The organism is Ectopseudomonas guguanensis (genome assembly GCF_900104265.1).
GTDB classification, from domain to species: Bacteria; Pseudomonadota; Gammaproteobacteria; order Pseudomonadales; family Pseudomonadaceae; genus Aquipseudomonas; species Aquipseudomonas guguanensis.
In genome coordinates, this window is record NZ_FNJJ01000017.1 from 69,748 (window position 1) to 94,665 (window position 24,918).

General features: G+C 65.6%; 30 protein-coding genes. 17 read left to right on the forward strand and 13 right to left on the reverse strand.

Features of this window, described 5'->3' with window-relative positions:
• Positions 1-386: 386 nt before the first annotated feature.
• The 4 genes from glnK (at position 387) to sutA (ending at position 3,234) form a co-directional block, all read left to right on the forward strand.
• On the forward strand, positions 387-725 hold the full coding sequence (gene glnK / locus BLS61_RS21555; RefSeq protein WP_003096476.1) for a P-II family nitrogen regulator: 339 nt from the start codon (positions 387-389) through the stop codon (positions 723-725).
• Positions 726-1,058: 333 nt separating this feature from the next.
• Positions 1,059-2,309, forward strand: coding sequence for an ammonium transporter (locus BLS61_RS21565; RefSeq protein ID WP_090434514.1), 1,251 nt, complete (start codon positions 1,059-1,061; stop codon positions 2,307-2,309).
• Between the two features lie 98 nt (positions 2,310-2,407).
• Entirely contained in the window at positions 2,408-2,833 is a 426-nt protein-coding gene (locus tag BLS61_RS21570; protein ID WP_090434517.1) for a secondary thiamine-phosphate synthase enzyme YjbQ, read from the forward strand.
• Positions 2,834-2,910: 77 nt separating this feature from the next.
• Positions 2,911-3,234, forward strand: coding sequence for a transcriptional regulator SutA (sutA, locus tag BLS61_RS21575; RefSeq protein WP_090434520.1), 324 nt, complete (start codon positions 2,911-2,913; stop codon positions 3,232-3,234).
• Between the two features lie 114 nt (positions 3,235-3,348).
• Here the strand turns inward: sutA and BLS61_RS21580 are convergent, their stop codons facing one another.
• The 6 genes from BLS61_RS21580 to lptM are packed head-to-tail and all read right to left on the reverse strand — an operon-like array spanning position 3,349 to position 7,958.
• Positions 3,349-4,050: an HAD family hydrolase gene (locus BLS61_RS21580; RefSeq protein ID WP_090434523.1), complete on the reverse strand. Its 702-nt coding sequence runs from the start codon at positions 4,048-4,050 to the stop codon at positions 3,349-3,351.
• Entirely contained in the window at positions 4,047-4,976 is a 930-nt protein-coding gene (xerC, locus tag BLS61_RS21585) for a tyrosine recombinase XerC (RefSeq protein WP_090434526.1), read from the reverse strand. The genes BLS61_RS21580 and xerC overlap by 4 nt, the downstream gene beginning before the upstream one ends.
• Positions 4,977-5,035: 59 nt before the next feature.
• Complete coding sequence (locus BLS61_RS21590; protein ID WP_090434529.1) at positions 5,036-5,734, reverse strand: DUF484 family protein; 699 nt, start codon at positions 5,732-5,734, stop codon at positions 5,036-5,038.
• The gene (gene dapF / locus BLS61_RS21595; RefSeq protein ID WP_090434673.1) at positions 5,731-6,561 is read right to left on the reverse strand and encodes a diaminopimelate epimerase; all 831 of its coding nucleotides are present in this window, start codon (positions 6,559-6,561) and stop codon (positions 5,731-5,733) included. The genes BLS61_RS21590 and dapF overlap by 4 nt, the downstream gene beginning before the upstream one ends.
• A gap of 10 nt (positions 6,562-6,571) precedes the next feature.
• Positions 6,572-7,819, reverse strand: coding sequence for a diaminopimelate decarboxylase (gene lysA, locus BLS61_RS21600; RefSeq protein WP_090434532.1), 1,248 nt, complete (start codon positions 7,817-7,819; stop codon positions 6,572-6,574).
• Positions 7,820-7,832: 13 nt separating this feature from the next.
• Complete coding sequence (gene lptM, locus BLS61_RS21605) at positions 7,833-7,958, reverse strand: LPS translocon maturation chaperone LptM (protein WP_017361215.1); 126 nt, start codon at positions 7,956-7,958, stop codon at positions 7,833-7,835.
• Between the two features lie 181 nt (positions 7,959-8,139).
• Between lptM and BLS61_RS21610 the strand changes: the two genes are divergently transcribed.
• The 6 genes from BLS61_RS21610 (at position 8,140) to BLS61_RS21630 (ending at position 11,150) form a co-directional block, all read left to right on the forward strand.
• Complete coding sequence (locus BLS61_RS21610; protein WP_090434535.1) at positions 8,140-9,177, forward strand: AraC family transcriptional regulator; 1,038 nt, start codon at positions 8,140-8,142, stop codon at positions 9,175-9,177.
• 68 nt (positions 9,178-9,245) lie between these two features.
• Entirely contained in the window at positions 9,246-9,578 is a 333-nt protein-coding gene (cyaY, locus tag BLS61_RS21615; RefSeq protein WP_017678304.1) for an iron donor protein CyaY, read from the forward strand.
• Positions 9,568-9,765 carry a DUF1289 domain-containing protein gene (locus BLS61_RS21620; RefSeq protein WP_017678305.1) on the forward strand — a complete coding sequence of 66 codons (198 nt, stop codon included), beginning with the start codon at positions 9,568-9,570 and terminating at the stop codon, positions 9,763-9,765. Before cyaY ends, BLS61_RS21620 begins: the two co-directional genes overlap by 11 nt.
• Positions 9,766-9,883: 118 nt before the next feature.
• Complete coding sequence (rnk, locus tag BLS61_RS21625; RefSeq protein WP_090434537.1) at positions 9,884-10,291, forward strand: nucleoside diphosphate kinase regulator; 408 nt, start codon at positions 9,884-9,886, stop codon at positions 10,289-10,291.
• Positions 10,292-10,349: 58 nt separating this feature from the next.
• Complete coding sequence (locus tag BLS61_RS23945) at positions 10,350-10,556, forward strand: hypothetical protein (protein WP_244157991.1); 207 nt, start codon at positions 10,350-10,352, stop codon at positions 10,554-10,556.
• A 3-nt stretch (positions 10,557-10,559) separates the two neighbouring features.
• Positions 10,560-11,150 carry a lipase family protein gene (locus BLS61_RS21630; RefSeq protein ID WP_244157992.1) on the forward strand — a complete coding sequence of 197 codons (591 nt, stop codon included), beginning with the start codon at positions 10,560-10,562 and terminating at the stop codon, positions 11,148-11,150.
• A gap of 22 nt (positions 11,151-11,172) precedes the next feature.
• On the opposite strand, the gene BLS61_RS21635 is transcribed toward BLS61_RS21630, so the two are convergent.
• The 7 genes from BLS61_RS21635 to argH form a co-directional block, all read right to left on the reverse strand.
• Positions 11,173-14,031 carry a class I adenylate cyclase gene (locus BLS61_RS21635; protein WP_090434540.1) on the reverse strand — a complete coding sequence of 953 codons (2,859 nt, stop codon included), beginning with the start codon at positions 14,029-14,031 and terminating at the stop codon, positions 11,173-11,175.
• A gap of 119 nt (positions 14,032-14,150) precedes the next feature.
• On the reverse strand, positions 14,151-14,405 hold the full coding sequence (locus tag BLS61_RS21640) for a TIGR02647 family protein (protein ID WP_003242392.1): 255 nt from the start codon (positions 14,403-14,405) through the stop codon (positions 14,151-14,153).
• 74 nt (positions 14,406-14,479) lie between these two features.
• Entirely contained in the window at positions 14,480-14,770 is a 291-nt protein-coding gene (locus BLS61_RS21645; protein WP_090434544.1) for a hypothetical protein, read from the reverse strand.
• 23 nt (positions 14,771-14,793) lie between these two features.
• Positions 14,794-15,546: an endo alpha-1,4 polygalactosaminidase gene (locus BLS61_RS21650; RefSeq protein WP_244157993.1), complete on the reverse strand. Its 753-nt coding sequence runs from the start codon at positions 15,544-15,546 to the stop codon at positions 14,794-14,796.
• Between the two features lie 72 nt (positions 15,547-15,618).
• Complete coding sequence (locus tag BLS61_RS21655) at positions 15,619-16,098, reverse strand: GNAT family N-acetyltransferase (RefSeq protein ID WP_090434547.1); 480 nt, start codon at positions 16,096-16,098, stop codon at positions 15,619-15,621.
• Between the two features lie 20 nt (positions 16,099-16,118).
• Positions 16,119-16,361, reverse strand: a complete 243-nt coding sequence (locus BLS61_RS21660) for a hypothetical protein (protein WP_090434550.1) — start codon at positions 16,359-16,361, stop codon at positions 16,119-16,121.
• 36 nt (positions 16,362-16,397) lie between these two features.
• Positions 16,398-17,792 (reverse strand): argininosuccinate lyase, encoded by a 1,395-nt coding sequence (gene argH / locus BLS61_RS21665; protein ID WP_090434553.1) that lies wholly within the window; start codon positions 17,790-17,792, stop codon positions 16,398-16,400.
• Between the two features lie 232 nt (positions 17,793-18,024).
• Here argH and BLS61_RS21670 point away from each other — a divergent pair, with 232 nt between their 5' ends.
• The 7 genes from BLS61_RS21670 (at position 18,025) to BLS61_RS21700 (ending at position 24,811) form a co-directional block, all read left to right on the forward strand.
• On the forward strand, positions 18,025-19,107 hold the full coding sequence (locus tag BLS61_RS21670) for a sensor histidine kinase (protein ID WP_090434556.1): 1,083 nt from the start codon (positions 18,025-18,027) through the stop codon (positions 19,105-19,107).
• The gene (locus tag BLS61_RS21675; RefSeq protein ID WP_090434560.1) at positions 19,104-19,850 is read left to right on the forward strand and encodes a LytR/AlgR family response regulator transcription factor; all 747 of its coding nucleotides are present in this window, start codon (positions 19,104-19,106) and stop codon (positions 19,848-19,850) included. Before BLS61_RS21670 ends, BLS61_RS21675 begins: the two co-directional genes overlap by 4 nt.
• A 222-nt stretch (positions 19,851-20,072) precedes the next feature.
• Positions 20,073-21,011 (forward strand): hydroxymethylbilane synthase, encoded by a 939-nt coding sequence (hemC, locus tag BLS61_RS21680; RefSeq protein WP_090434563.1) that lies wholly within the window; start codon positions 20,073-20,075, stop codon positions 21,009-21,011.
• A complete protein-coding gene (locus tag BLS61_RS21685; protein WP_090434566.1) occupies positions 21,008-21,778 on the forward strand; it encodes a uroporphyrinogen-III synthase in 771 nt (256 codons plus the stop codon). Before hemC ends, BLS61_RS21685 begins: the two co-directional genes overlap by 4 nt.
• 12 nt (positions 21,779-21,790) lie before the next feature.
• A complete protein-coding gene (locus BLS61_RS21690; RefSeq protein ID WP_090434569.1) occupies positions 21,791-22,924 on the forward strand; it encodes a uroporphyrinogen-III C-methyltransferase in 1,134 nt (377 codons plus the stop codon).
• Positions 22,921-24,168 (forward strand): heme biosynthesis HemY N-terminal domain-containing protein, encoded by a 1,248-nt coding sequence (locus BLS61_RS21695; RefSeq protein WP_090434572.1) that lies wholly within the window; start codon positions 22,921-22,923, stop codon positions 24,166-24,168. The genes BLS61_RS21690 and BLS61_RS21695 overlap by 4 nt, the downstream gene beginning before the upstream one ends.
• A gap of 151 nt (positions 24,169-24,319) precedes the next feature.
• Positions 24,320-24,811 carry a disulfide bond formation protein B gene (locus BLS61_RS21700; RefSeq protein WP_090434576.1) on the forward strand — a complete coding sequence of 164 codons (492 nt, stop codon included), beginning with the start codon at positions 24,320-24,322 and terminating at the stop codon, positions 24,809-24,811.
• The last annotated feature ends 107 nt before the right edge of the window (positions 24,812-24,918 follow it).

Consider the following 24,918-nt stretch of genomic DNA (forward strand, 5'->3'; position numbering starts at 1 on the left):
TCGGCAGTGTAGCACGCCACTGCAGGCGGGGCGTTCGGGCATTGGCTGCACGATTTTTGAGCATGTTGCGCCGTGCTGCTGCACCAATATTGTGCGATGGATTCCACCTCGTGCCTCGAGTGAGGCAGCCTGGTGCTGGTAAGAGCCTGAAAGAAAGCGCTTTTATGGGAGCTGGCAAGCTTTCTGCTTAGACCCCAGCGACGCATGCACCGATGCAGTACCGGTGTGGCAGACGAGGCGGGGAGTGCTTCGTCGGGAGCGGTTGGTGGGTATCGGCCAGGCCAGGCTGGAACGGTCGGTGCATTACAAAAGCCAGACACTGCGCTTAGACTTGAGCCGGGTTCGTAATTCCTGGGGCAAGTCCACCTTACACGGGAGAGAGTTTCATGAAGCTAGTCACTGCCATCATCAAGCCGTTCAAGCTGGACGACGTGCGCGAGTCGCTGTCGGAGATCGGCGTGCAGGGCATTACCGTCACCGAGGTCAAGGGCTTCGGCCGCCAGAAAGGCCATACCGAGCTGTATCGCGGTGCCGAGTACGTGGTCGACTTCCTGCCCAAGGTGAAGATCGACGTGGCCATCGCTGACGACCAGCTGGACCGCGTGATCGAGGCCATCACCAAGGCCGCCAACACCGGCAAGATCGGTGACGGCAAGATCTTCGTCGTCAACCTGGAACAGGCGATTCGTATCCGTACCGGCGAAACCGATACCGACGCGATCTAAACCGCCTCCGAACCCCACGCCCCAGGAGTAAACCCATGACTCTGCGAACTTTCGCAGGGCTAGAAGCCCTTTTGTCCTCGAATTCTGGCCATGTGCTGTTTTCGGGGGCGAATGCCGGAGCCGGCGATGCCTTCGCCGCTCTGTTGTGCCAGACCTCTTCGGGTCTCGCGCTCGGCCTAGTGATGGGAATGCCTGGACGCCCCACGGCGCAGGGGTTCCGGTGATTCACAACGAGCGTGGCAACGACCTGTAAAGCATGCGGAACGCGTCCGGCGCCAACCTGGACGTTTCAACCGAACAGCGCACAACAATAGCGCCGGCAAGAGGTGAAAAATGGATAACACAGCATTGACTGCATTGCAGTACGGCTTCGATACCTTCTACTTTCTGATCTGTGGTGCCCTGGTGATGTGGATGGCGGCGGGCTTCGCCATGCTCGAATCCGGCCTGGTGCGCGCCAAGAACACCACCGAGATTCTGACCAAGAACGTCGCGCTGTACGCCGTGGCCAGCGTCATGTACCTGGTGATCGGCTACCACATCATGTACTCCAGCCCGGAAGGCGGCATCCTGCCGAGCCTGGGCTTCCTGATCGGTGACGAGAACAGCGCCGAGGCCGTGCTGGCCGGTGGCGACGACGCGCCCTACTACTCGGCTCGTTCGGACTTCTTCTTCCAGGTGGTGTTCGCTGCGACCTGCATGTCGATCGTCTCCGGTGCCGTTGCCGAGCGCATGAAGCTGTGGGCCTTCCTCGCCTTCGCCGTGGTCATGACCGGCTTCATCTACCCGGTACAGGGCTTCTGGAAATGGGGTTCGGGCTTCCTCAACGAAGCCGGCTTCCTCGACTTCGCCGGCTCGGGCGTGGTGCACATGGCCGGTGCCTCCGCTGCGCTGGCCGGTGTCCTGCTGCTCGGTGCGCGCAAGGGCAAGTACGGCTCCAACGGTCAGGTCAACGCCATTCCAGGCTGCAACCTGCCGCTGGCGACCCTGGGTACCTTCATCCTGTGGATGGGCTGGTTCGGCTTCAACGGCGGCTCGCAGCTGAAGATGAGCACCATCGAAGACGCCAACGCCGTGGCCCAGGTGTTCGTCAACACCAACATGGCTGCCGCCGGCGGTCTGATCGCCGCGCTGATCGTGGCACGCATCCTGTTCGGCAAGGCCGACCTGACCATGGCGCTCAACGGTGCCCTGGCCGGCCTGGTGGCCATCACCGCCGAACCGCTGACCCCGAGCGCCCTGCAGGCCACCCTGATCGGCGGTGTCGGCGGCGTGCTGGTGGTGTTCTCCATCCTCGGCCTGGACAAGGTCAAGATCGACGATCCGGTCGGTGCCATCTCCGTGCACGGCGTGGTCGGTGTCTGGGGTCTGCTGGCGGTCTGCCTGACCAACAGCGACGCCACCCTGGGCGCTCAGCTGCTGGGTATCGCCAGCATCTTCGCCTGGGTCTTCGTGGCCAGCCTGATCGTCTGGAGCATCATCAAGGCGGTGATCGGTCTGCGCGTCAGCGAAGAGGAAGAGTACGAGGGTGTGGATATCGCCGAGTGCGGTATGGAGGCCTACCCGGAATTCACCAACAAGTGATACGCCGGTAAATCGACAAGGGCGCCTTCGGGCGCCCTTTGTTTTTTCTGGCGCCGCGCTAGAATGCGCGCGCTGGAGCCAACGGGAGTGAACCTGGGATGTGGCAGCAACGCATCATCAGCCTGCGTCCGCGCAGTCGCGGTTTCCATCTGGTGACCGAGGAAGTGCTGGAATTATTGCCGGAACTGACGCAAGTGCGTATCGGTCTTTTGCATCTGTGGCTGCAGCACACCTCGGCATCGCTGACGGTGAACGAGAATGCCGACCCCGCGGTGCGTCGCGATTTCGAGCGCTTCTTCAACCGCCTGGTGCCGCAGGGTGAGACGGGCTACGAGCACGATTACGAGGGGCCGGACGATCTGCCGGCGCACTTCAAGGGCAGCCTGCTGGGCTTTCAGCTGCAGCTGCCGATACAGGATGGACGCTTGGCGTTGGGCACCTGGCAGGGGATCTACCTCGGCGAGCACCGTGATCATGGCGGTAGCCGGCGGGTGGTGGCGACCCTGTTCGGGGAGGCTATTTGAATTTTTTCCGGCCGCGCAGTGCAGACTGCGCGGCTGGGCTATAACTAACCTGCTTTTCGCAAGTCATGAGGTTGAACATGAGCGACGAAGACCTGGAACAAGACGACCTGGAAGGGGCTGACGAGGACGAGGGTGAGGAGCTGGCTGCTGCCGATGACGGCGACAGCGGCGACGACGAAGGCGACGGCGAGATCGTAGCCACCGGCAAGAAGAGCAAGGCCAAGGCCGTCGAAGTCGACGAGATGCCCAGCATCGAAGCCAAGCAGAAGGAGCGCGACGCCCTGGCTCGTGCCATGGAGGAGTTTCTCGCCCGTGGCGGCAAGGTGCAGGAGGTGGAACCCAACGTGGTCGCCGACCCACCCAAGAAGCCCGACAGCAAATACGGCAGCCGCCCCATCTGAGGACGGCTCGCTGCAAGGAACCCGCCCCTGTGGCGGGTTTTTTGTGTTCAGTGGTGCGGGGGGCGCCGTGCGCACCGATCTTGTTTGTGGTGCGCACGGCGCACCCTACGGCAGTCAGCGCGTCCAGCTGCCCAGCAATGCCGGCAGCTCGGCCAGGCTGGCGATCTGCGCATCCGGCGTGGTTTCGCCTTCCCAGCTGCGCCCTTGCGGGTTGAACCAGATCGCCCGCATGCCGGCGGCCTGTGCGCCGGCAATATCGTCGTTGGGGTGGTCGCCGACATGCACGGCGCGCTCGGCGGCCACGCCGCCGGCGCGGCTTAGGGCTTCGCGGAAGGGCTTCGGGTCGGGCTTGCCGATGCCCAGCTCTTCGGCGCACAGGGCAAAGCGGAAGTATTCCGACAGTCCTAGGCGGCGCACATCGGCATTGCCATTGGTGATCACTCCGAGCATGAAGCGCTCGGCCAGGGCTTCCAGGGTCGGGTGCACTTCGGCGAACAGCTCGACCTGATGACGGGCGCTGAGAAATACCTGGAATCCGGCTTCGGCCAGCGTCTGCGCTTCGCCGTGCGGGTATCCGGCATCTTCCAGGGCGTGGAACAGGATGCGTCGACGCAGCTCGCTGAGACGATGCTTGAGCATCGGTTCCGCTTCGAGCAGGCGACTGCGCACCGCCCACAGATGCTCGACCGGTACTGCGCCCAGGCGTGGCGCGTGCAGGGCCAGCCAGTTGCGCAGCGCCGCTTCGGCGTCCTGCATCACCGGGGTGACGTCCCACAGGGTGTCGTCGAGGTCGAAGGTGATCAGTTCGATGCTCATTCGGAACCGCCTTTGCGTTTGGCCCTGGGATGGGCCTGGTCATAGACACTGGCCAGGTGCTGGAAGTCCAGGTGGGTGTAGATCTGCGTGGTGGCAATGTCGGCGTGGCCGAGCAACTCCTGCACGGCGCGCAGATCCTGCGAGGATTCCAGCATATGACTGGCGAAGCTGTGGCGCAGCATGTGCGGATGCAGGTGCTGGCCCAGCTCGCGTACGCCGGCCTGGCGCACGCGCAGCTGCACCGCGCGCGGCCCGAGGCGGCGGCCCTGCTGGCTGATGAACACCGCGCCGTCGTTGGGGCCTGCCAGCTTGCGCAGGGGCAGCCATTGCTCCAGCGCCTGGCGTGCCAGGCTGCCGACCGGCAGCTCGCGCACCTTGTTGCCCTTGCCGCGCACGCGCACCAGGCCGGCCGGCAGGTCCAGGCCGTCGAGATCGAGGCCGACCAGTTCCGACAGGCGCAGCCCCGAGGAATAGAACAGCTCGAGCATGGCCTGGTCGCGGCGGGCGATGAAGTCGTCCTCCACCGCACCGTCTAGCAGTTGCGCGCTGCGGTCGGCGTCCAGCGTGCGCGGCAGGCGGCGTTCGCGTTTCGGCGGGCTGAGGCCGGTGGCCGGATCGTGGCGGCACAGACCCTCGCGCAGCAGGTATTGATAGAGGCCGCGGGTGGCCGAGAGCAGCCGCGCCAGGCTACGGCTGGACAGGCCCTGCTGATGCAGGCGGGCGACCAGGCGGCGCAGGTTGCGGGTGTCCAGCTCGGCCCAGTCGCTCAGCCCTTCGGCTTCGCAGAATGCCTGCAGCTTGCCGAGGTCATGGCGGTAGCCGTCGAGGGTATGCACCGACACCTGGCGCTCGCGGCGCAGGTGTTCGAGGTAGGCGGATACGGCGGCTTCAAGCTTCGGGCTGCAGGCTTCAGGCACAAGCGTCATATCTGCGATGCCTCTCCGGTTCTGGCCTGCCGCTTGTAGCCTGCGGCCTGCCGCCGCTTTTAACGTACCGAGCGCAGCGGTGTGGCGAAGCTGGGCAGCACGCGCGCCAGGACTTCGGCGATATAGCCGAGGAACAGGGTGCCGAGCGAGCTCTTGTAATGCTGCGGATCGGCGCTGCCGATGGCGAGAATGCCATGCAGCCCCTGATGGTTGAGACTGACCACGGCGGCGGAACCGACCTGCGCCGCGTCTTCCTTGCCGAACAGGAATTCCAGCTCGTGCGGGCGCAGCACGCCGCAGATGGTCTTGCCGCCACTGAGCAGGCCGCCGACCTGTTGATGCGCCTCGGCCGAGCTGACCGAGCGGCCGACCGGCAGCTTGTTGTCGCTGAACAGGATCAGGCCGACGAAGGGCACCTGGAACTCGTGGCGCAGGCTGTCTTCGACCACGCCGACCACTTCCTCGAGGCTGCCGGCATCGAGTAGATCGAGCACCAGGCGACGGGTCTTGTCGAACAGACGGTCGTTGTCGCGGGCCACGTCCATCAGCTGGCCGAGGCGATGGCGCATCTCGATGTTGCGCTCGCGCAGCAGCTTGACCTGGCGTTCGACCAGCGACACGGCATTGCCGGGCTGGTGCGGAATGCGCAGTTCGGGAATCAGCTCCTCATGGTCGATGAAGAACTCCGGGTGCAGGCGTAGATAGGCCGCGACCGTTTCCGAATCGAGCGGTTTGGGCGAATCCTGCTGGTCGGTCATAGGCGAACCTGTCCTTCGTATACGCGGGCAGCGGGCCCGGTCATCATAACCGGCTGACCTTCGCCTGCCCATTCGATGGACAGTTTGCCGCCCGGCAGTTCCAGTTGCACGGGCGAATCCATCCAGCCCTGGCGAATCGCCGCGACCGCAGCGGCGCAGGCGCCTGTGCCGCAGGCCTGGGTTTCCCCGGCGCCGCGCTCCCAGACGCGAAGGCGCGCATGCTTGCGGTCCAGCACCTGCAGGAAGCCGACGTTGACCCGCTGCGGGAAGCGCGGGTGATGTTCCAGCTTCGGTCCGAGCGTGTGCACCGGGGCGTCGTCGACGCTGTCGACGCGCAGCACGGCATGCGGGTTGCCCATCGACAGCGCAGCCAGTTCGACGCTCTGACCCTCGACCTCGACGCGATAGCTCAGCGCGGCCTGTTCGGCCTGGAACGGCACCTGTTCCGGCTGCAGGCGCGGTGCGCCCATGTTGACGCAGACCTGGCCATCGTTCTGCACGCGCAGCTCGATGATGCCGCTCTTGGTCTCGACGCGAATGACCTTCTTGGTGGTCAGGCGCTTGTCCAGCACGAAGCGGGCGAAGCAGCGCGCGCCGTTGCCGCACTGCTCAACTTCCGAGCCGTCGGAGTTGAAGATGCGGTAACGGAAGTCGACATCCGGGTGACTCGGCGGCTCGACGATCAGCAGTTGGTCGAAACCGACACCGATGTGGCGGTCGCCCCATTGTTTGGCATGCTTGGGTTGCACGTGGGCGTGCTGACTGATCAGGTCGAGGACCATGAAGTCATTGCCCAGGCCGTGCATCTTGGTAAAGCGCAATAGCATGACGTCGCCCTCAGGCCGGCAGCAGGCTTTCGCCGGCATAGAGCTCTTGGACTGTCTCGCGACGACGCACTTCATAAGCCTGCTCGCCATCTACCAGCACCTCGGCGGCGCGGCCGCGGGTGTTGTAGTTGGAGCTCATGACGAAGCCATAGGCGCCCGCCGAACGCACGGCCAGCAGGTCACCCTCGGCCAGCACCAGCTGACGATCCTTGGCCAGGAAGTCGCCGGTCTCGCAGATCGGTCCGACCAGGTCGTAGTTACGCGACTCGCCTTCACGCGGCTGCACCGGCGACACGTCCATCCATGCCTGATACAGGGCGGGGCGGATCAGGTCGTTCATCGCCGCATCGACAATGGCGAAGTCCTTGTGCTCGGTGTGCTTGAGGTATTCCACCTGAGTCAGCAGTACGCCGGCGTTGGCGACGATGAAGCGGCCCGGTTCGAACACCAGGCCCAGGTCTCGACCTTGCAGGCGTTTGCGCACGGCGGTGATGTAGTCGCCGGCCATCGGCGGCTGCTCGTCGCGGTACTGCACGCCAAGGCCACCACCGAGATCCAGATGCTTGATGGTGATACCGCGTGCGGCCAGTTTGTCGACCAGCAGCAACAGGCGATCCAGGGCATCGAGGAAGGGTTCGAGAGTGGTCAACTGCGAACCGATATGGCAGTCGACGCCGATCACTTCCAGGTTCGGCAGCTCGGCAGCGCGGGCATAGACCGCCTCGGCCTGCTCGATGTCGATGCCGAACTTGTTTTCCTTGAGGCCGGTGGAAATATACGGGTGGGTGCCGGCGTCCACGTCCGGATTGACCCGCAGCGAGACGGGCGCTTTGACGCCAAGCTCGGCAGCGACCTTCTGCAGGCGCTCCAGCTCGACGTTGGACTCGACGTTGAAGCAGTGCACGCCGACTTCCAGCGCGCGGCGCATGTCGTCGCGGCTCTTGCCAACGCCGGAGAAGACGATGCGACTCGGCTCGCCACCGGCGGCCAGTACGCGCTCCAGCTCACCGCTGGAAACGATGTCGAAGCCGGCGCCGAGGCGTGCCAGCACGTTCAGCACGCCGATGTTGGAGTTGGCCTTGACCGCGAAGCAGACCAGGTGCGGCATGCCGGCCAGGGCATCGGCATAGGCGCGGTACTGCCCTTCGATATGGGCGCGGGAATAGACGTAGGTGGGCGTGCCGAAGCGCTGGGCCAGCGCGGACAAGGCAACGCCTTCCGCGAACAGCTCGCCGTCGCGGTAGTTGAAGGCTTCCATGGGGCAGCTCCTGTCAGAGTTCGAAACGGTCTCGGCTGTTGCCGGCGTTGTCGTCGCCCGGCAGATACAGCGGGCCTTTCTGACCGCAGCCAGCCAGCAGGCAAACGGCGGCGAGGAGCGCGAGGGTCAGTCGCTTCATGGGACAGTCCTTGAAAATAAGCGTGAATTGCGCCGGAGTATACCGACCCCCTGCCACCTTGCCTATGCGCCCGGCGCCCGCCTGGCGGGGCGCTGGCTCGATTTGCGTCTGCATCTGGCGTGTGTGCCGAAGGCATTCGTGCCGGCTTGGGTTAGCATGCGGCGAGTAACGAGGAGCCTCGATGGACAATCCCGCGATTCTGGCCGGCTCGGTCTCGGTGGCCTACCTGCAAGGCTTGATCGAACACCTGCAGCGCCACGGGGTGGCGGCCGACGCGCTGCTCGCCCATGCCCAGCTCAGCCCTGAAGCCCTGAGCCAGCGCGATCAGCGTATCGCGGCCAGTGCCTACCTGACGCTGCTGGGCGAAGGCGTGCGCCTGACCGGTGACCCTAATCTGGGCCTGCATCTGGGTGAATCGGTGCGGCCGGGTTATTACGGCGTGCTCGGTTACCTGATCATGAGCTGCGCAACCCTGGCCGACGCGCTGCACCGCCAGGCGCGCTATGCCTCGCTGGTTGGCAACCTGGGGCTGGTCGTGCTCGACGACGAGCCCGCTCGGCCCGACAGCGAGGCGCTGGTCGCCCACAGCTGGCAGCCGTTGTTGGCGCAGCAGCAGCGCCAGCTGAGTGAAGAAACCCTGGCCGGCTGGGTCAGTTTCGGACGCTGGATCAGCGGCCTGGATATCGCGCCGACCGAGGTGCGCTTCCAGCATCCGGCGCCGGCGGATACCTCGGAACATGCGCGCATCTTTCGCTGCCCGGTGCTGTTCGAGCAACCCGACAATGCCCTGATCTTTCCCAAACGTTTGCTCGCGGCGCCGCTGAACCAGGCTGACGCCCAGGTGCGTGGCATGCTCGATGCCTACGCCGATCGCCTGCTGGCCGAGCTCAATCAGGGCAACAGCGTGCTCGATCGCGCGCGCCTGGAGCTGGCGCGCCAGTTGCCGGAGCAGGGGCCTGATCTGGAGGCCATCGCCGCTGCCCTGGCGCTGAGCCCGAGGACCTTGCAACGGCGCTTGCGTGAGGGCGGGCTGTCGTTCAGCCAATTGGTCGACGAAACCCGCCAGCAGCTGGTGCTGCACTACCTGCGAGATCCCGCACTGGAGCTGGCGGAAATCGCCTTTCTGGTCGGTTTCAGCGAGCCGGGTTCGCTGGCGCGCGCATTTCGTCGCTGGACGGGAACGAGTCCGGGCGAGTACCGTCGCCACCTTTGCGCCTAGGCCGCTAGCCTGGTCTTGCGTTTTCGCCTAATTTTTCTGCAGTCGCTGCATCTAGTGAGGACACCCCGATGAGCCTGAGCGAAGCCCGCTTTCACGACCTGGTCGATGCCACCCAGCAGGCGGTGGAGGACATCTTCGACGACAGCGGTCTGGACGTCGATCTGGAAAACAGCGCCGGTGTGCTGACGGTGCGTTTCGATAATGGCAGCCAGCTGATCTTCAGCCGTCAGGAGCCGATTCGCCAGCTGTGGCTGGCCGCGCGCTCCGGTGGCTTCCACTTCGACTACGACGAGGCCGACGGCCGCTGGATCTGCGATACCAGCGACGAACAGCTGGGTGAAATGCTGGTACGCATCACGCTCGAGCAGTCGGGTGCCGAGCTGGAGTTCGATGAGCTCTGAGCCGAACGTGGCGCCGCTGGCTTCGCCGTGCCGGCGCCAGTGTTGCCTCGACGAGCATGAGCAATGCCTCGGTTGCGGTCGTACCCTGCAGGAGATTCTCGACTGGGGCGCGGCCGATAACGCGCGGCGCCGCTTGATCTGCCAGGCCGCCGAGCAGCGGTTGCGCGAGCGCAAACGGGCGCACTGACCCGGCGGTCTTGTTTATTTGTCCGGCTGTGTTAGGGTCGACAGAAAATTCAGCTGAACCCCGCCTTCGGGCGGGGTTTTGCTTTTTTACGGTTTACGCAAGGAGTCCGCCCGGCATCATGAACAGTTCACCGACCATCACCATTACTCGCCTCGATCTGCAGCGTCTGGAGCGCCTGCTCGACAGCCTGGACGAGTTCGGTCCTGGCGCCCAGGCGCTGCAGGCTGAGCTGGATCGCGCCGACGTGGTGGGGCACGACGAGGTGCCGGCTGGTGTGGTGACCATGAATTCGCGCGTGCACTGCCGCGAGGAGAGCAGTGGCAAGGACTATCACCTGACCCTGGTCTACCCGCAGGATGCCGGTGGCGAAGGCACAGTGAGCATTCTCGCGCCGGTGGGCAGTGCACTGCTCGGCCTGTCGGTCGGTCAGCACATCGACTGGCCGGTGCCGGGCGGCAAGCAGCTCAAGCTGACTCTGCTGGCCGTCGAGTACCAGCCGGAAGCGGCAGGCGAATACGACCGCTGACGCGCTGCTGCGTCTGGACTAGAGTGAGGTTTCCAGCCTTCGGCAAGGAAGCCTCGCCATGTCCAGTCTACCCCTGTACTTCCCGCCCACCTACCAGCTGGCGCGTGCCCTGCGCTGTGCCGAGCTGGTGATGCTCGCCTACGATCAATACGCGCAGTGGCTGGCGCAGCAGCGCCCGCGCGACCCCCGGCACTTCCACTGGCAACCGCCGCAGCAGACCGGTCTGCAGCTGTCGGCGCCGATCTGGAGCATTCTCAGCGAGTAGTACGTGCTCGACGAGTCGGAGCCGTTCGGCTTCGCCGCGCGCGATGCGCAGGGCGACTGCTATCTGGTGTTCCGCGGCACGGAGTCGGTGCAGGACTGGCTCGACGACCTCGACCTGGATCAGCGTGCCTACCCCTGGCAGGGCGGCGGCGGCCTGGTGCACGACGGCTTCCTCAAACTCTATACCTCGCTGCGCGACCAGGCGCTGCTGGCGCTGGAGGGCCTGCAGCCGCAGGCCGCGCTCTGGGTCTGTGGCCACAGCCTGGGCTGTGCACTGAGCAGCCTGGCGGTGCCGGACCTGCGCCGGCGCTGGCCCTTCCTGGCGCTGCAGCACTACAACTTCGCCAGCCCGCGCCTGGCCTCGCCGGCCTTCGCCAACTATTACAACGCGCTGGCCGTGCCGACCTATCGGCTGGTCAACGACAGCGACCTGGTCCCCGAGGTGCCGCCGGCGGACAGCGACGGCTGGCTGTATCAGCATCTGGGGCTGGCGGTGACCTTCACCGCCAGCTACGCCGGGGTGGTCGACAATCACAGCATGGGCGACTGCTATCTCTACGCGCTGAACAATCCGCAGTCGCCGATGCGCGGCTAGCTAGCCGGCGAAAGCAGCGTGGCTAGGCCTGCTGCAGCGCGGCATTGAGAGCATCTTCCAGCTCGTTCTTGTAGCGCAGGTAATGCACGGTTTGCGCCTGCTGGCCGGCGAGCACGGCGGAGAGATCGAGGTCGGTGATGTAGCAGGGGTAGCGTTCGCCGCCGGCGCGCTGGGCGAGGATGTGCTGGGCCACGGCGCGATACAGCTCGCGGCCGTACTCCAGTTCGGAGAACTCGCGGTGGTTGCAGTACAGCGTGACATGGCGCTGGCGCCCGTCGCCCGGCTCGACGATGGCCTGCACGTCATAGAACGGGTGGCTGACCTGCGACTCGGGGGCCGGCCTGCGTTCCAGGCGCTGGGCGCGCAGCGGTGCAGCCGGCAGCAACTGGTAGTAGAGAATTTCCAGGGGCGGCTGGTTGTCGCTGCCATCGAGCGGCAGCATGGCGTTGCGCCGATACAGCAGCGACTGCAGGAAGCGCTGCAGGGGCGTGAGCAGGCTCTGCTCGTCGCGAAACGGCAGGCGCCGGCGCCACAGGGCATTGTTCTCGTCAAGCAGGGTCAGCTCGGCCTCGCCGCTGGTCTCGTGCAGGCGGTAGAACACCTGGATGCATTGCGGCCGGCCCATGGGCAGGATCAGCGCCAGGTCGTCGCCCTCCAGGGCATGGCGATCCAGGCGCAGCGGACTGTAGAGCGCCTGCTCGGCGCCCAGGTGAGCGAGCAGTGCGGGCAGGTCGCCCAGGGCGGTATGGCTGACCTGGCCGGGCGTGAGCTGCAGCACGTGATAGTGCTGGCGCACCTGCACCAGGTAGCGCGACTGGCGCCCGTCGGCATAGATTTCGAGCAGGTCGCGCAGCAGCTCCTCGACCCGTTCGGCGATGGGCTGGGCGCGGTTGCGGCAATAGCAGCGCACCACCACCTTGGGCTGCGGGCCGCCCGCCGGCAGGCTGTTGAGCAGGTCACGCAGACAGTCGAGCAGGGCGTCCTGGCCGTCATAGCGGCTGACCTGCAGCTCGTTCCAGCTGTTGAGCACGACCTGATCGAGGGTCAGCACCAGGTTCTCGCGTACCCCGGAATAGCCCAGCGCATCGGTGCGCCCGGTGGTCATGTGCACGTTCATCTGGCTGTGCTGCCTGAGCGGGTCGACACCGACGTTGACCAGCAGCAGGACCTGGCCAGGCACGCTGGCGCGCAGCAGGGCGGCTTCCTCCACCGCCTTCAGGGGCAGGGGGAAAGTCTGCTGCAGGCTGCCGATCAGGTTGGACAGCTCGTATTCGGTGAGGTCGCTGGCGCCCGGGTGCAGCGACAGGCGCGTGCTGCTGTCGATCACGCCGTTGCGATGGCACCAGGCGAGCAGTTCGATCAGTTCGCGCGAGCGCTTCAGCGGCGTGAAGTCGCCCCACTCCTGAGCCCCCACGCTGCCGTTGAACAGGGCCCAGAGGTATTCGTTCGGCGCTTCGGGGCTGGGGTACTGGACCAGGGTCAGGGTGTCCTCGGCCAGGTCCGGAGCGATACCGGGGTTGATGAACTCCACCTTGCCCGCCTTGCGCTCGAAGGCGGCATACAGGCGCCTGCCCAGTACGTTGAGGTCGCGATTGTTCAGCGAGCTGCCGGCCTGGGCGCTACGGGCGAACTGCGAGAGGAAGCGGTAGCTGTAGGTCAGCTCGTTGACCAGCACGCGGCGCTCGGCCGCGACCTGGCGTACCTTCCACTGGCTGCGGCTGTCGAGCACGCTGAGCTGGCGCGCGTGCCAGCCCCACTCGGCGGTCAGGCGCTCGAGCAGCAGGCGCTGCCAGCTCTTGGCGCGGCCGCGGGTCGGCGGGCGGCTGATCTTCTTGTTCACCTTCAGGTACAGGCAACGGCGGATCAGCTCGAGCCGTTCCAGGTCGCCACGGGCGCTGAGGTATTCCTCCAGGCGGCGGTAGACGACGATGTAGGGGTCCAGTTCGTCGAGGTCCAGACGGCCTTCGAACACCGCCTGCTTGAAGCGCAGCGCCAGGCATTCGACCTTCGGGTGCTCGCTGGCGTAGACCTCGGTGAGCAGCAGCTTGAGCGCGGACTTGTACGGCGACTCGATGCCCTTGTACAGCTGCCACATGCCCGCGCCGATGAACTCCTCCGGCGGAATGCGCGCCAGATGACCCAGATCGAGCACGTCCTCGGCGCGCACGAAACGCTTGCTCAACAGGGTGCGGCAGTAATCCTGGTAGCGCGGCTCCTCGTAAACCGGCACCAGCCACCAGATCGGCGTGCGTCCGCCGAGCCAGATGGCGGTGCGGTAGAACTCGTCGAGCAGCAAGTAGTGCTGGGTAGTGCCGCAGTCGTCGGAGGTCAGCTGCGCCTCGCGGGCGCCCTGGGTGAAGCGCTGCGGGTCGACCAGGAACACATGCACCTCGGCACCCTGGGTGGCGGCCCAGCTTTCCAGCTGATCGCACTTCTTGCGCAGGTCCTGCAATTGCTGGGCGGTGAGGTTCGGGGCGTGGCACAGCCAGAGGTCCATGTCGCTCTGCTCGGCCTGCGCCACGGTGCCCAGACTGCCCATCAGGAACAGCCCGTGCAGCGGCGCGGCACCCTGGCCGCGGCGTGGCTTGTAGACGAAGGAGCGGGTCAGACGCTGCACTTCGGCAAGGCTCTCGTCGTCCGGTTCGAAACCGCTGAGGCCTGCGGGCGTGCTGGCCGAGACGTAACCCGGCAGCAGCGGATGGTTGACGTGCAACAGCAGCGGCAACAGCTTGAGCACCAGTTGCTGGCGCGTGGACAGCGCCTCCACGGCGCGCAGCAGGCGGCCCTGGTTGATCTGCAGAAAGCGCGCGCGCAGCTGCGTCAGCACCTTGCGGTCGATGCCGTCATCGATATCGGGGCGTATTTCCAGCGTGCGCGTCATGCTCGAACTCTACCGGGGATGAGGCAAGCCTATCAGCGGCGTGCTCGCCAGTGCAGTGCCTGGACGCTATATCGCCCGCCGAACCCGCCCCTTTAAGGGCGGCCGACGGGCGTTGCGGATTAAGCGGGGGTGGTCTGGCGGGTCGAGAGGATGGTCAGCAGGGCTTGCGCATGTTCGGCGGCATCGATGCCCAGGCTGGTCAGGTAGCCGCCGTCGGCCTGGCTGACCAGGCCCTTCTCGTACAGGCGGGTGATGGCGCCCTGGGCCTTGAACGAGGCGTTGTTGTGCACCTTCAGCCCTTCCTGATGATTGTCCAGGTTGTACAGGGCGAGGATTTCCAGCTCGTCGATCAGTTCGGCAGTGAATGACTTCATGGCGACTCCGGCTTGTTGTTATGGCTCTGGCTCAGTGTAGAGGATGTGCCGCGGCTTGCCCGGCGAACGGCCGCCTACTGGTCGTCGTCCGCTGCCTCTGCCGGTAGCTCGGGCAGTGCACGCAAGGCCTGCTCGTACCAGGCGCCATCGAACGGACGGTCCTCGCGCAGCATGGCGTCGACTTCATGAGCCAGTACCAGCGCCATCAGCTCGAGAATCTCCTCGCGCTCATAGCCGACCAGCGTCAGCTTGTTGTACACCGCCTTGGCGGCAGCCGGTTCGCCGCTTTCCAGCTGATTCTCGATGGCCTGGATCAGCGTGGCTTCGGCGAAGTCTTCGTCTTCCTGGTCGGGGTTCTGGCTCATGATTGCTCGTTTCTCGTGAATGTTCAGTCGCAGGGCTCGCCGACGCCCTTCAGGCTAAGCTTGAAGAACTGCAGGCGGAAGCCGGAGTTCGCGGCTCGCTTGCAAAGGTCTTTGTTGAAGGAGCGGTACTCGGCGATGAAAATCGGCTTGCCCTGACTGCGCATATGGCTGTAGCCGGCACATTCGTTATAGCGGTAGCAGCTCTCGTTGATGGCAAAGTCGAAGTGATCGCCAAGCTCGGGCAGCAGTTCGACAGCGTTCTTCAGACCGATGCTCAGGTCACGTTTGTGCGCTTCGCTGGCCAGCCAGCGATTGAAGTCTATTTGCTGGGCCTGCGTCAGGCCAAGGCCGTTGTCATTGCTGTAGCCGTCCACATTGTCCGGGTCGACACCATCGCAGCCTTTGTCTACGGCCAGATCCAGACGTTTGGAGAGCAATTGGCGCACGTCGTCGCGGCGATAGTCGAGCCAGCGCTCCCCGGCCCAGTCAGGTAATGCCTTGCCCAGGGCCTCCTTGGGATAGGCCTGGGCATCTTCGCGCCAGTCTTCCCAGGTACCGGCACTGAAATAACAGATCACGATCCGACCACCCGCCTTGAGGTTGGTGATGGTTTGTTTCGGCGTGTCGTACAGATCGATGTCGTAGACCAGGCGATTCGGCATCTGCAGCTTGCCATCGAGCTGCATGTGCCAGGACGCATTGGCGGGAATGGTGGCCGGAGTCGCAGCAGTGAGTACCGGGGCGACAAAGGCGAGCAGTGCAAGTAGGGTGCGCATGATGATCCGGGGGGTAGGGGGTGCTCAGTAACCTTAGGCCAGGGTTGTTAGCGCAGCCAGGCGCTCGTCCGCTCAGCCAGCGGCAAAGTCCAGCAGCGCCTGGCCGGTCAGGCGGTAGATGGTCCACTCGCTCTGCGGGCGGGCACCAAAGGATTCATAGAACTCGATGGCCGGGGTGTTCCAGTCCAGCACCGACCATTCGAAGCGGCCACAGCCACGTGCCACCGCCAGCTGAGCCAGGTGACGCAGCAGCGCCTTGCCCGCCCCCAGGCCGCGTGCCTCGGGGCTGACATACAGATCTTCCAGGTACAGGCCGTGCTTGCCCAGCCAGGTGGAGTAGTTGAAGAAATACACCGCGTAGCCGATGGGATGGCCGTCATGCTCACAGATGAGGCCGTGGGTGGTGCTGCCCTCGCCGAACAGGCTGTCGCGGATGCCGGCGGCATCGGTCTTCACCTCGTGCTCGGCCTTTTCATAGATGGCCAGATCGGTGATGAAGCGCAGGATCAGTTCGGCGTCGTCGGGGGTGGCGGGGCGGATGTTTAAAGGCATGGAATGTCTCGTGGCAGTGTTCAGCTGTAAGTGACGGTCAGCCACGTCAATGGCAGGCCAACCAGGCAGAGGAAACCGAGCGCGGCGACCCAGGCGCTGCGCGAACCCATCGGGTCGGCCACGCGCAACGGCAGATTCGGGTAGCGGTCCAGCGTCAAAAGACGTAGTGCCAGCCAGCCGGTGGTGTAGAAGACGTAGCCGATGATGATTTCAAGCACGATCTCGGCGAGTAGCGCCAAGCTGCGCAGCAACAGTTCTGCCATGGGAACTCCTTTTCCCGGGTTTCTCCTGGCCGCCGCTTAGCGGCTGGCGAGAAGCTCGCGACCGCGCACTACCGCCGCGCGCACCTGAGCCGGTGCGGTGCCGCCGATATGGTCGCGGGCATTCACCGAGCCTTCCAGGGTCAGCACGGCGAACACGTCCTGCTCGATCTGGTCGCTGAACTGACGCAGCTCGTCGAGGCTCATCTCGGCCAGGTCCTTGCCGCTCTGCACGCCGTACTTCACCGCGTGACCGACGATCTCGTGGCAGTCGCGGAACGGCAGGCCCTTGCGCACCAGGTAGTCGGCCAGGTCGGTGGCGGTGGAGAAGCCGCGCAGCGCCGCCTCGCGCATGATCTCGCGCTTGGGCCTGATCGCCGGCACCATGTCGGCGAAGGCGCGCAGGCTGTCGCGCAGGGTATCGGCGGCGTCGAACAGCGGTTCCTTGTCTTCCTGGTTGTCCTTGTTGTAGGCCAGCGGCTGGCCCTTCATCAGGGTCAGCAGACCGGTCAGGGCGCCGAACACGCGGCCGCTCTTGCCACGCACCAGCTCGGGTACGTCCGGGTTCTTCTTCTGCGGCATGATCGAGCTGCCGGTGCAGAAGCGATCCGGCAGGTCGATGAACTGGAACTGCGCGCTGGTCCACAGCACCAGCTCTTCGGAGAAGCGCGACAGATGCATCATCGCCAGCGAGGCGGCGGCGCAGAATTCGATGGCGAAGTCGCGATCCGACACGCCGTCCAGCGAGTTGCCGCCGACGGCGTCGAAGCCCAGCAGCTCGGCGGTGATCTCGCGCTGGATCGGGTAGGTGGTGCCGGCCAGCGCCGCCGAGCCCAACGGCATGCGGTTGGTGCGCTTGCGGCAGTCGACCAGGCGCTCGTAGTCGCGCGAGAGCATCTCGAACCAGGCCAGCAGGTGATGGCCGAAGGTCACCGGCTGGGCGGTCTGCAGGTGGGTGAAGCCGGGCATGATGGTGTCCGCCTCGGCCTCGGCCAGGCCCAGCAGGCCCTGCTGCAGGCGGGTGATCTCGGCCAGGATCAGGTCGATTTCGTCACGCAGCCACAGGCGGATGTCTGTGGCCACCTGGTCGTTGCGCGAGCGGCCGGTGTGCAGCTTCTTGCCGGTGACGCCGATGCGGTCGGTCAGGCGCGCCTCGATGTTCATGTGCACGTCTTCCAGATCGACGCGCCAGTCGAAGGTGCCGGCCTCGATCTCGCCCTGGATCTGCCTGAGGCCGCCTTCGATGGCGTCACGCTCGGCGTCGGTGAGCACGCCGACCTTGGCCAGCATGCTGGCGTGGGCGATCGAGCCCATGATGTCGTGGCGGTACAGGCGCTTGTCGAATTCCACCGAGGCGGTGAAGCGGGCGACGAAGGCGTCGACGGGCTCGCTGAAGCGGCCGCCCCAGGACTGATTGGTTTTTTCGCTGCTCATGGTTCGGGCTCTGGATCGGGCAGACCGCATCGGCGGTCGGCATGGCGGACAAAGTGCGTCGATAATAACAGGGTCGACGAGCGTTTCGCCGGGCCGTGTTCGCTGACGCGCGGCCGGCGGCGTTGTCGGCTGCTTCACATTTTCGTCGCGAAGACGGCATTTCGGTGCTTTATTTTGTCCGGCTGGAGCCGTCTGGCTTGCCGGCTCGCAGGGCGACACGGAAACTGCGTCGATGCACACACAATCGCTTGCCAAGAACAAACACAACGCCGCTATCGACGACTTCTTCGTCCCGGAACTGTGCCAGCCCGAAGCGCTGCTGAGCATGGTGCTGCTGGCCGAGTTGCTGGTACTGGTGCTGGTACTCGCCGAGCCGATGACGCCGGGTTTCGACTGGGTGCGCCTGGCCCTGACCTCGCTGTTCGTGCAGTGGATCGTGCTGCTTTCGGCCGCCGTGCTGTGCCGCCTGCGGCCGCTGCTGGCCCGTCTGCGCCCGGCCCTGGCGGGCTGCCTGTGCTGCGCCCTGGTGGTGCTGCTGACCCTGAGCTGCACGGCGGTGGCCGACTACTACGACCTGGGCGGGCCGCTGCCACGCAGTGGCGAGGTGAATCTTTACCTGCGCCATGCCCTGATCAGCCTGATCATGTCCGCACTGCTGCTACGCTATTTCTATCTGCAGAGCCAATGGCGCCGGCAGGAGCAGGCCGAACTGCGCGCCCGCATCGAATCGTTGCAGGCGCGGATTCGCCCGCATTTTCTGTTCAACAGCCTCAACAGCATCGCCAGTCTGGTCACGCTCGACCCGTACAAGGCCGAGCAGGCAGTGCTGGATCTGTCCGATCTGTTTCGTGCCAGCCTGGCCAAACCCGGCACGCTGGTGCCGTGGAAGGAGGAACTGGAGCTGGCGAAACGATATCTGTCGATCGAGCACTATCGGCTCGGTGAGCGACTACAGTTGCAGTGGGAGGTCGATGGCGTGCCGGAGGATCTGCCGATTCCCCAGCTGACCCTGCAGCCTCTGTTGGAGAATGCGCTGATCTATGGCATCCAGCCACGCATCGAAGGTGGTCTGGTGCGGGTCGAAGCGGATTACCAGGATGGTGTGTTCAGCTTGTGTGTCAGCAATCCGTATGAAGAGCGGGGCGAACAGCACCCGTCGCGGGGAACGCACCAAGCGCTGAGTAATATCGATGCGCGTCTGGCGGCACTTTTTGGGCCGCGCGCGAGTCTCAGCGTGGAGCGCCGTGACGGCCGTCATTACAGCTGTCTACGCTATCCTTGTGCGAGACTCACGCAGGAAGCCAGAGCAATATGAATGTCCTGATCGTCGATGACGAACCCCTTGCCCGCGAGCGCCTCAGCCGCATGGTCGGTGAGCTCGAGGGTTACCGGGTCCTGGAGCCCGCCGCCAGCAACGGCGAGGAAGCCCTGACCCTGATCGATAGCCTCAAGCCGGATGTGGTCCTGCTGGATATCCGCATGCCCGGCCTCGACGGCCTGCAGGTCGCCGCGAAACTCTGCGAGCGCGAAGCGCCGCCGGCGGTGATCTTCTGCACGGCGCACGACGAATTCGCCCTGGAGGCGTTCCAGGTCAGTGCCGTTGGCTATCTGGTCAAGCCTGTGCGCCCGGAAAGCCTCAGCGAGGCGTTGAAGAAGGCCGAGCGGCCCAATCGTGTGCAGCTGGCAGCCCTGACCCGGCCGGCCGCGGAAACCGGCGGCGGCCCGCGAAGCCACATCAGCGCGCGCACGCGCAAGGGCATCGAGCTGATCCCGCTGGACCACGTGGTGTATTTCATCGCCGATCACAAGTACGTGACCCTGCGCCATGCGGGTGGTGAAGTGCTGCTGGACGAACCGCTCAAGGCACTGGAGGACGAATTCGGCGACCGCTTCGTGCGCATCCACCGTAATGCGCTGGTGGCGCGCGAGCGTATCGAGCGCCTGCAGCGCACGCCGCTTGGGCATTTCCAGCTGTTCCTGAAAGGGCTGGATGGCGATTCGCTGGTGGTCAGCCGTCGCCACGTGGCCGGTGTGCGCAAGTTGATGCAGAGCCTTTGAGAGCGGCCGCAAGCTTCAAGCTGCAGGTTGAAAGCGAAAAGCTTTTGACGCGGGTTCTGCGCCGCCTTGCACACTGACTGGCCTGAAGCCTGAAGCCTGAAGCCTGAAGCCTGAAGCCTGAAGCCTGAAGCCTGAAGCCTGAAGCCTGAAGCCTGAAGCCTGAAGCCTGAAGCCTGAAGCTGCTGTTATCATTCGCGGCAATCCGTTTTCTGGAACTGCCCCATGTCCCGCGAAATCCGCATCGCCACCCGCAAGAGCGCCCTGGCCCTTTGGCAGGCCGAGTATGTCAAAGCCCGTCTGGAGCAGGCCCATCCCGGGCTCAAGGTCAGCCTGGTGCCCATGGTCAGCCGCGGCGACAAGCTGCTCGATGCGCCGCTGGCGAAGATCGGCGGCAAGGGGCTGTTCGTCAAGGAACTGGAAACCGCCCTGCTGGAGAACGAGGCCGACATCGCCGTGCACTCGATGAAGGACGTGCCGATGGACTTCCCCGAGGGCCTGGGCCTGTACTGCATCTGCGAGCGCGAAGACCCGCGCGACGCCTTCGTCTCCAACACCTACGACAGCCTCGACGCACTGCCAGCCGGCAGCGTGGTCGGCACCTCCAGCCTGCGTCGCCAGGCCCAGCTGCTGGCGCGCCGCCCCGATCTGAAAATCCAGTTCCTGCGCGGCAACGTCAACACCCGTCTGGCCAAGCTCGATGCCGGCGAGTACGACGCCATCATCCTCGCCGCTGCCGGACTGATCCGCCTGGGGTTCGAGGATCGCATCCGCAGTTCGATCAGCGCCGAAGACAGCCTGCCCGCCGGCGGCCAGGGCGCCGTGGGCATCGAGTGCCGCAGTGCCGACAGCGACGTGCATGCGCTGCTGGCGCCCCTGCACCATCACGAGACAGCCCTGCGGGTGACTGCCGAGCGCGCATTGAACAAGCACCTCAATGGCGGTTGCCAGGTGCCTATCGCCTGCTACGCGCTGCTCGAAGGTGACCAGCTGTGGCTGCGTGGCCTGGTCGGCCAGCCCGACGGCGGCCTGCTGCTACGCGCCGAGGAGCGCGCCGCCAGCAGCGATGCCGAGGCCCTGGGCGTGCGCGTGGCCGAGGCGCTGCTGGCGCAGGGCGCCGACGCCATTCTCAAGGCCGTGTACGGCGAGGCCGGCCACCCTTGAGCGCCTGGCGCCTGTTGCTGACGCGTCCTGCCGAGGACTGTGCGGCGCTGGCGCAGACCCTGGCCGCGCAGGGTGTGGCCAGCCACTGCATGCCGCTGCTGGCCATCGAGGCGCTGGCCGAGACCGCCGAACAGCGCAGCACCTTCGCCGAGCTGCAGCGTTACTGCGCGGTGATCGTGGTCAGCAAGCCGGCCGCGCGCATTGGCCTGCAACTGCTGGCGCGATATGCGACACCGACGCCCGATCTGCCCTGGTTCAGTGTCGGTGCTGCCACCGCCGCGGTGCTCGCCGAGCAGGGGCTGCGCGTTCACTTCCCCGACTCGGGCGATGACAGCGAAGCGCTGCTGGCCCTGCCTGCGCTGCACCAGGCGCTTGCTGCAGCTTCTGCACCGCGGGTGCTGATCCTGCGTGGCGAAGGTGGCCGAGAATTCCTTGCCGAGCGCTTGCGCGGCCAAGGCGTGGCGGTCGACTATCTGCCACTGTATCGCCGCGCTCTGCCGCAGTACGCGCCGGGCGAGCTTGGCCGGTGCGTGCGAGCGGAACGCCTTAACGGCCTGGTTGTCAGCAGTGGACAGGGTTTCGAACATCTGCTGCGGCTGGCTGGCGATGACTGGCCGGCGTTGGCTCGGCTACCCTTGTTCGTACCCAGCCCGCGTGTCGCCGAACAGGCACGCGCAGCGGGTGCGCAGATCGTTGTGGACTGTCGCGGCGCCAGTGCCGCGGCCTTGCAGGCAGCCCTGGAGCAGTTTCCGGCTGCCGCCCTCTAAAAGGACGGATACGTGAGCGAAGCATCCACCCCGAAGACGCCAGAAGAACAAACGGCCGGCGAAGCCGTGACACCCAACCCCGCACCTTCTCCCGTCAAGCCATCGCGTAATGGCGCCGCGACCGGGCTTGCCGCCTTCGCTCTGCTGATCGGCCTGGCGGGTGCCGCTGCCGGCGGCTGGAGTCTCTGGCAGCTGCAGGACATGCAGCGCAGGGATCAGCAGCAGGCCGAGGATCTGCAGCGTACCCGTGACGACAGTGCGAAGAAGGTCGACGAGCTGGCCCAGCGTCTGGACTCGCGCCTGTCCGCCCTGCCCAGTGCCGCCGAGCTGGACGAGCGCCGCCGTCTGCTGGCCAACCTGCAGAGCGACCAGCAGCGCATGAGCCAGCGCCTGGAAAGCGTGCTCGATGGCAGCCGCCAGGACTGGCGCCTGGATGAAGCCGAGCACCTGCTGCGCCTGGCCACCCTGCGCCTGTCTGCCCTGCAGGACGTGGCCACGGCCGAGGCGCTGGTGCTGGCGGCTGACGATATCCTGCGTGACCAGGACGATCCTGCCGCCTTCGCCGCTCGCGAACAGCTCAGTCGCAGCCTGGAAGCGCTGCGCACCACGGCGCGGCCGGATCGCGTCGGTCTGTTCCTGCAACTGGGCGCCCTGCGCGAGCAGGCCGCCACCCTCAACCCGCTGGCGCCGACCTTCGAAGGCCAGGGCGACGTGCTCTCCGAGCTGGCCGCCGAGGGCGATGGCAGCGCCTGGTGGAGTGAGTGGGCGAAGAAGCTCTCCGATTACTTCCGCATCGAATTCGATGCCGATCGCAACGTGCGACCCCTGCTGTCCGGGCAGAGCCTGTCGCAGGTGCGCCTGAGCCTGTCGCTGGCGCTGGAACAGGCGCAGTGGGCCGCGCTGCATGGCCAGACCGGTGTGTACAAGCAATCGCTGAAGCAGGCCGAGGAAATCCTCGACGCACATTTCAATCTGGACAACCCGGACAGCCGCGCCCTGCGCCAGCGCTTCGGCGAACTGGCCGATGCCAGCGTCGAGGTCAAGGTGCCGGATCTGAGCGAGTCGATCGATGCGCTGCAGGCTTACCTGCAACGCAAGCAGGCGCAACGCCGGCAGGGGGCCGCCGCGGCCGGGGAGGCGCAATGAAACGCCTGCTCTGGCTTCTGTTGTTTCTGGCCATCGCCGCCGGGCTTTACCTGCTCAGCCTGGCCATCGAGGCTGACCGCGGCTACGTGCTGTTCGCCTACAAGGGTTTCCGTTATCAGTCTGGCCTGTGGGCGTTCCTTGGCCTGCTGGTGGTCGTGGTGGTGCTCTACTACCTGATCAAGTGGACTTTGCGCCTGCTGCTCAGCTCGACGCGTCTGGCCAACCCCTGGTCGCGTCTGCACCGCACTCGTCGTGTGCGGCAGGCTTCCGAGCAGGGCATGCTGGATCTGGCCGAAGGCCGCTGGGCGCGTGCCCAGCGCCAGTTGACTCGTGCCGCCGAGGCCGACAGCCAGCCGTTGATGTATTACCTGGGCGCCGCCCGCGCGGCGAACAAGCTGGGCGAGCACGAACAGAGCGACGCATTGCTCGAGCGTGCGCTGAACAGGCAGCCACAGGCCGAACTGGCGATCGCCCTGACCCACGCCGAGCTGCAGCGCAGCCGTGGCGACAGCGACGCGGCGCTGGAAACCCTGCAGGCCATGCGTCAGCGGCATCCCGGGCACCACCTGGTGCTGAGGCAGTTGCAGCGCCTGTATCTGCAGCGCCAGGACTGGTCGGCCCTGCTCGGCCTGCTGCCTGAGCTGCGCAAGGAGAAGGCACTGCCCGCCGCAGAGCTCGACGAGCTGGAGCGCGAAACCTGGCGCGGCCGTCTCGCCGATGCCGGCCTTGCCGGTCAGGGTCAGGGCGAAACGGCGCTGCAGCCGCTGACGCAAGCCTGGCAGCAGCTGTCCGCGCCGCTGCGCCAGGAGCCCGAGCTGATCGCCACCTATGTCGAGCAGCTGCGCCGTCTGGGCGCTCAGGAGGAGGCCGAGGAAGTGCTGCGCGGCAGTCTCAAGCGCAGCTACGACAGCCGCCTGGCGCGCTTCTATGGCGTGCTGCGCGGCGCCGACCCGGCGCGTCAGTTGCAGACCGCCGAACTCTGGCTCAAGCAGCATCCGCAGGACCCGGCCCTGTTGCTGACCCTGGGCCGCCTGTGCCTGCAGAACCAGCTGTGGGGCAAGGCGCGTGACTACTTCGAAACCAGCTTGAAGCTCGAGCGCCACCCGGAAACCTGTGCCGAACTGGCGCGCCTGCTGGCGCAACTGGGCGAACTCGAGCGCAGCAACCAACTGCTGCTGGAGAGCCTCGGCCTGCTGCATCAAGGGCTGCCACCGCTGCCGCAACCGCAGGGCGCGAGCACCTGAAGGGTTGCGGCCGATTGCCGCGGCAGGCTGGCCGGGCGGACGGAGGGGCGTTCCGGCATGATGAACGCCCTGCGCCGAGCCACGCGGCGCCTTGAAAGGCGCCCTCGCTTTCCTCTACCGTACTGCCCTCGATTTCCCTCCCGGAGCCACCATGCAATTGGCCAGTCCGCGTCCCCTGTTTTTCCTGGCATTCATCGGCTGCGTACTGCTGATGGCGGCTGCGCTGTACCTGGAACACGTCGTCGGTCTGGAGCCCTGTCCGATGTGCGTGGTGCAGCGCATCTGCGTGATCCTGTTCGGCGTGGTCTGCCTGGTTGCCGCGATTCATGGCCCGGGGCGTGTCGGCCAGCGTATCTACGCTGTTCTCGCCCTGTTGTTCGCGGCTGCTGGTGCTGCCACCGCAGGCCGGCAGATCTGGTTGCAGAGCGTACCGGCCGACCAGCTCGAAGCCTGCCTGCCGAGCCTGGAGTTCATGATGCAGGCCCTGCCGATGCAGGACATCGTGCGCCTCGTATTCCAGGGCAGTGCCGATTGCGCCGAAGTGAAGTGGACGCTGTTCGGCATGAGCATTCCCGAGTGGAGCCTGCTCGGTTTCATTGGCATGCTCGGTTTCTGCCTGTTGCAGCTGCTGCGTCGCAACTGAGAATGCGAATTGCACGAAGCCACGCCGCTCGTGGCTTCTCGATTAAACGCTCGTATGAAATTTTCTCGTGGCGATGCCTTGATGGTGTTTGCCTGCGGGCATAATCT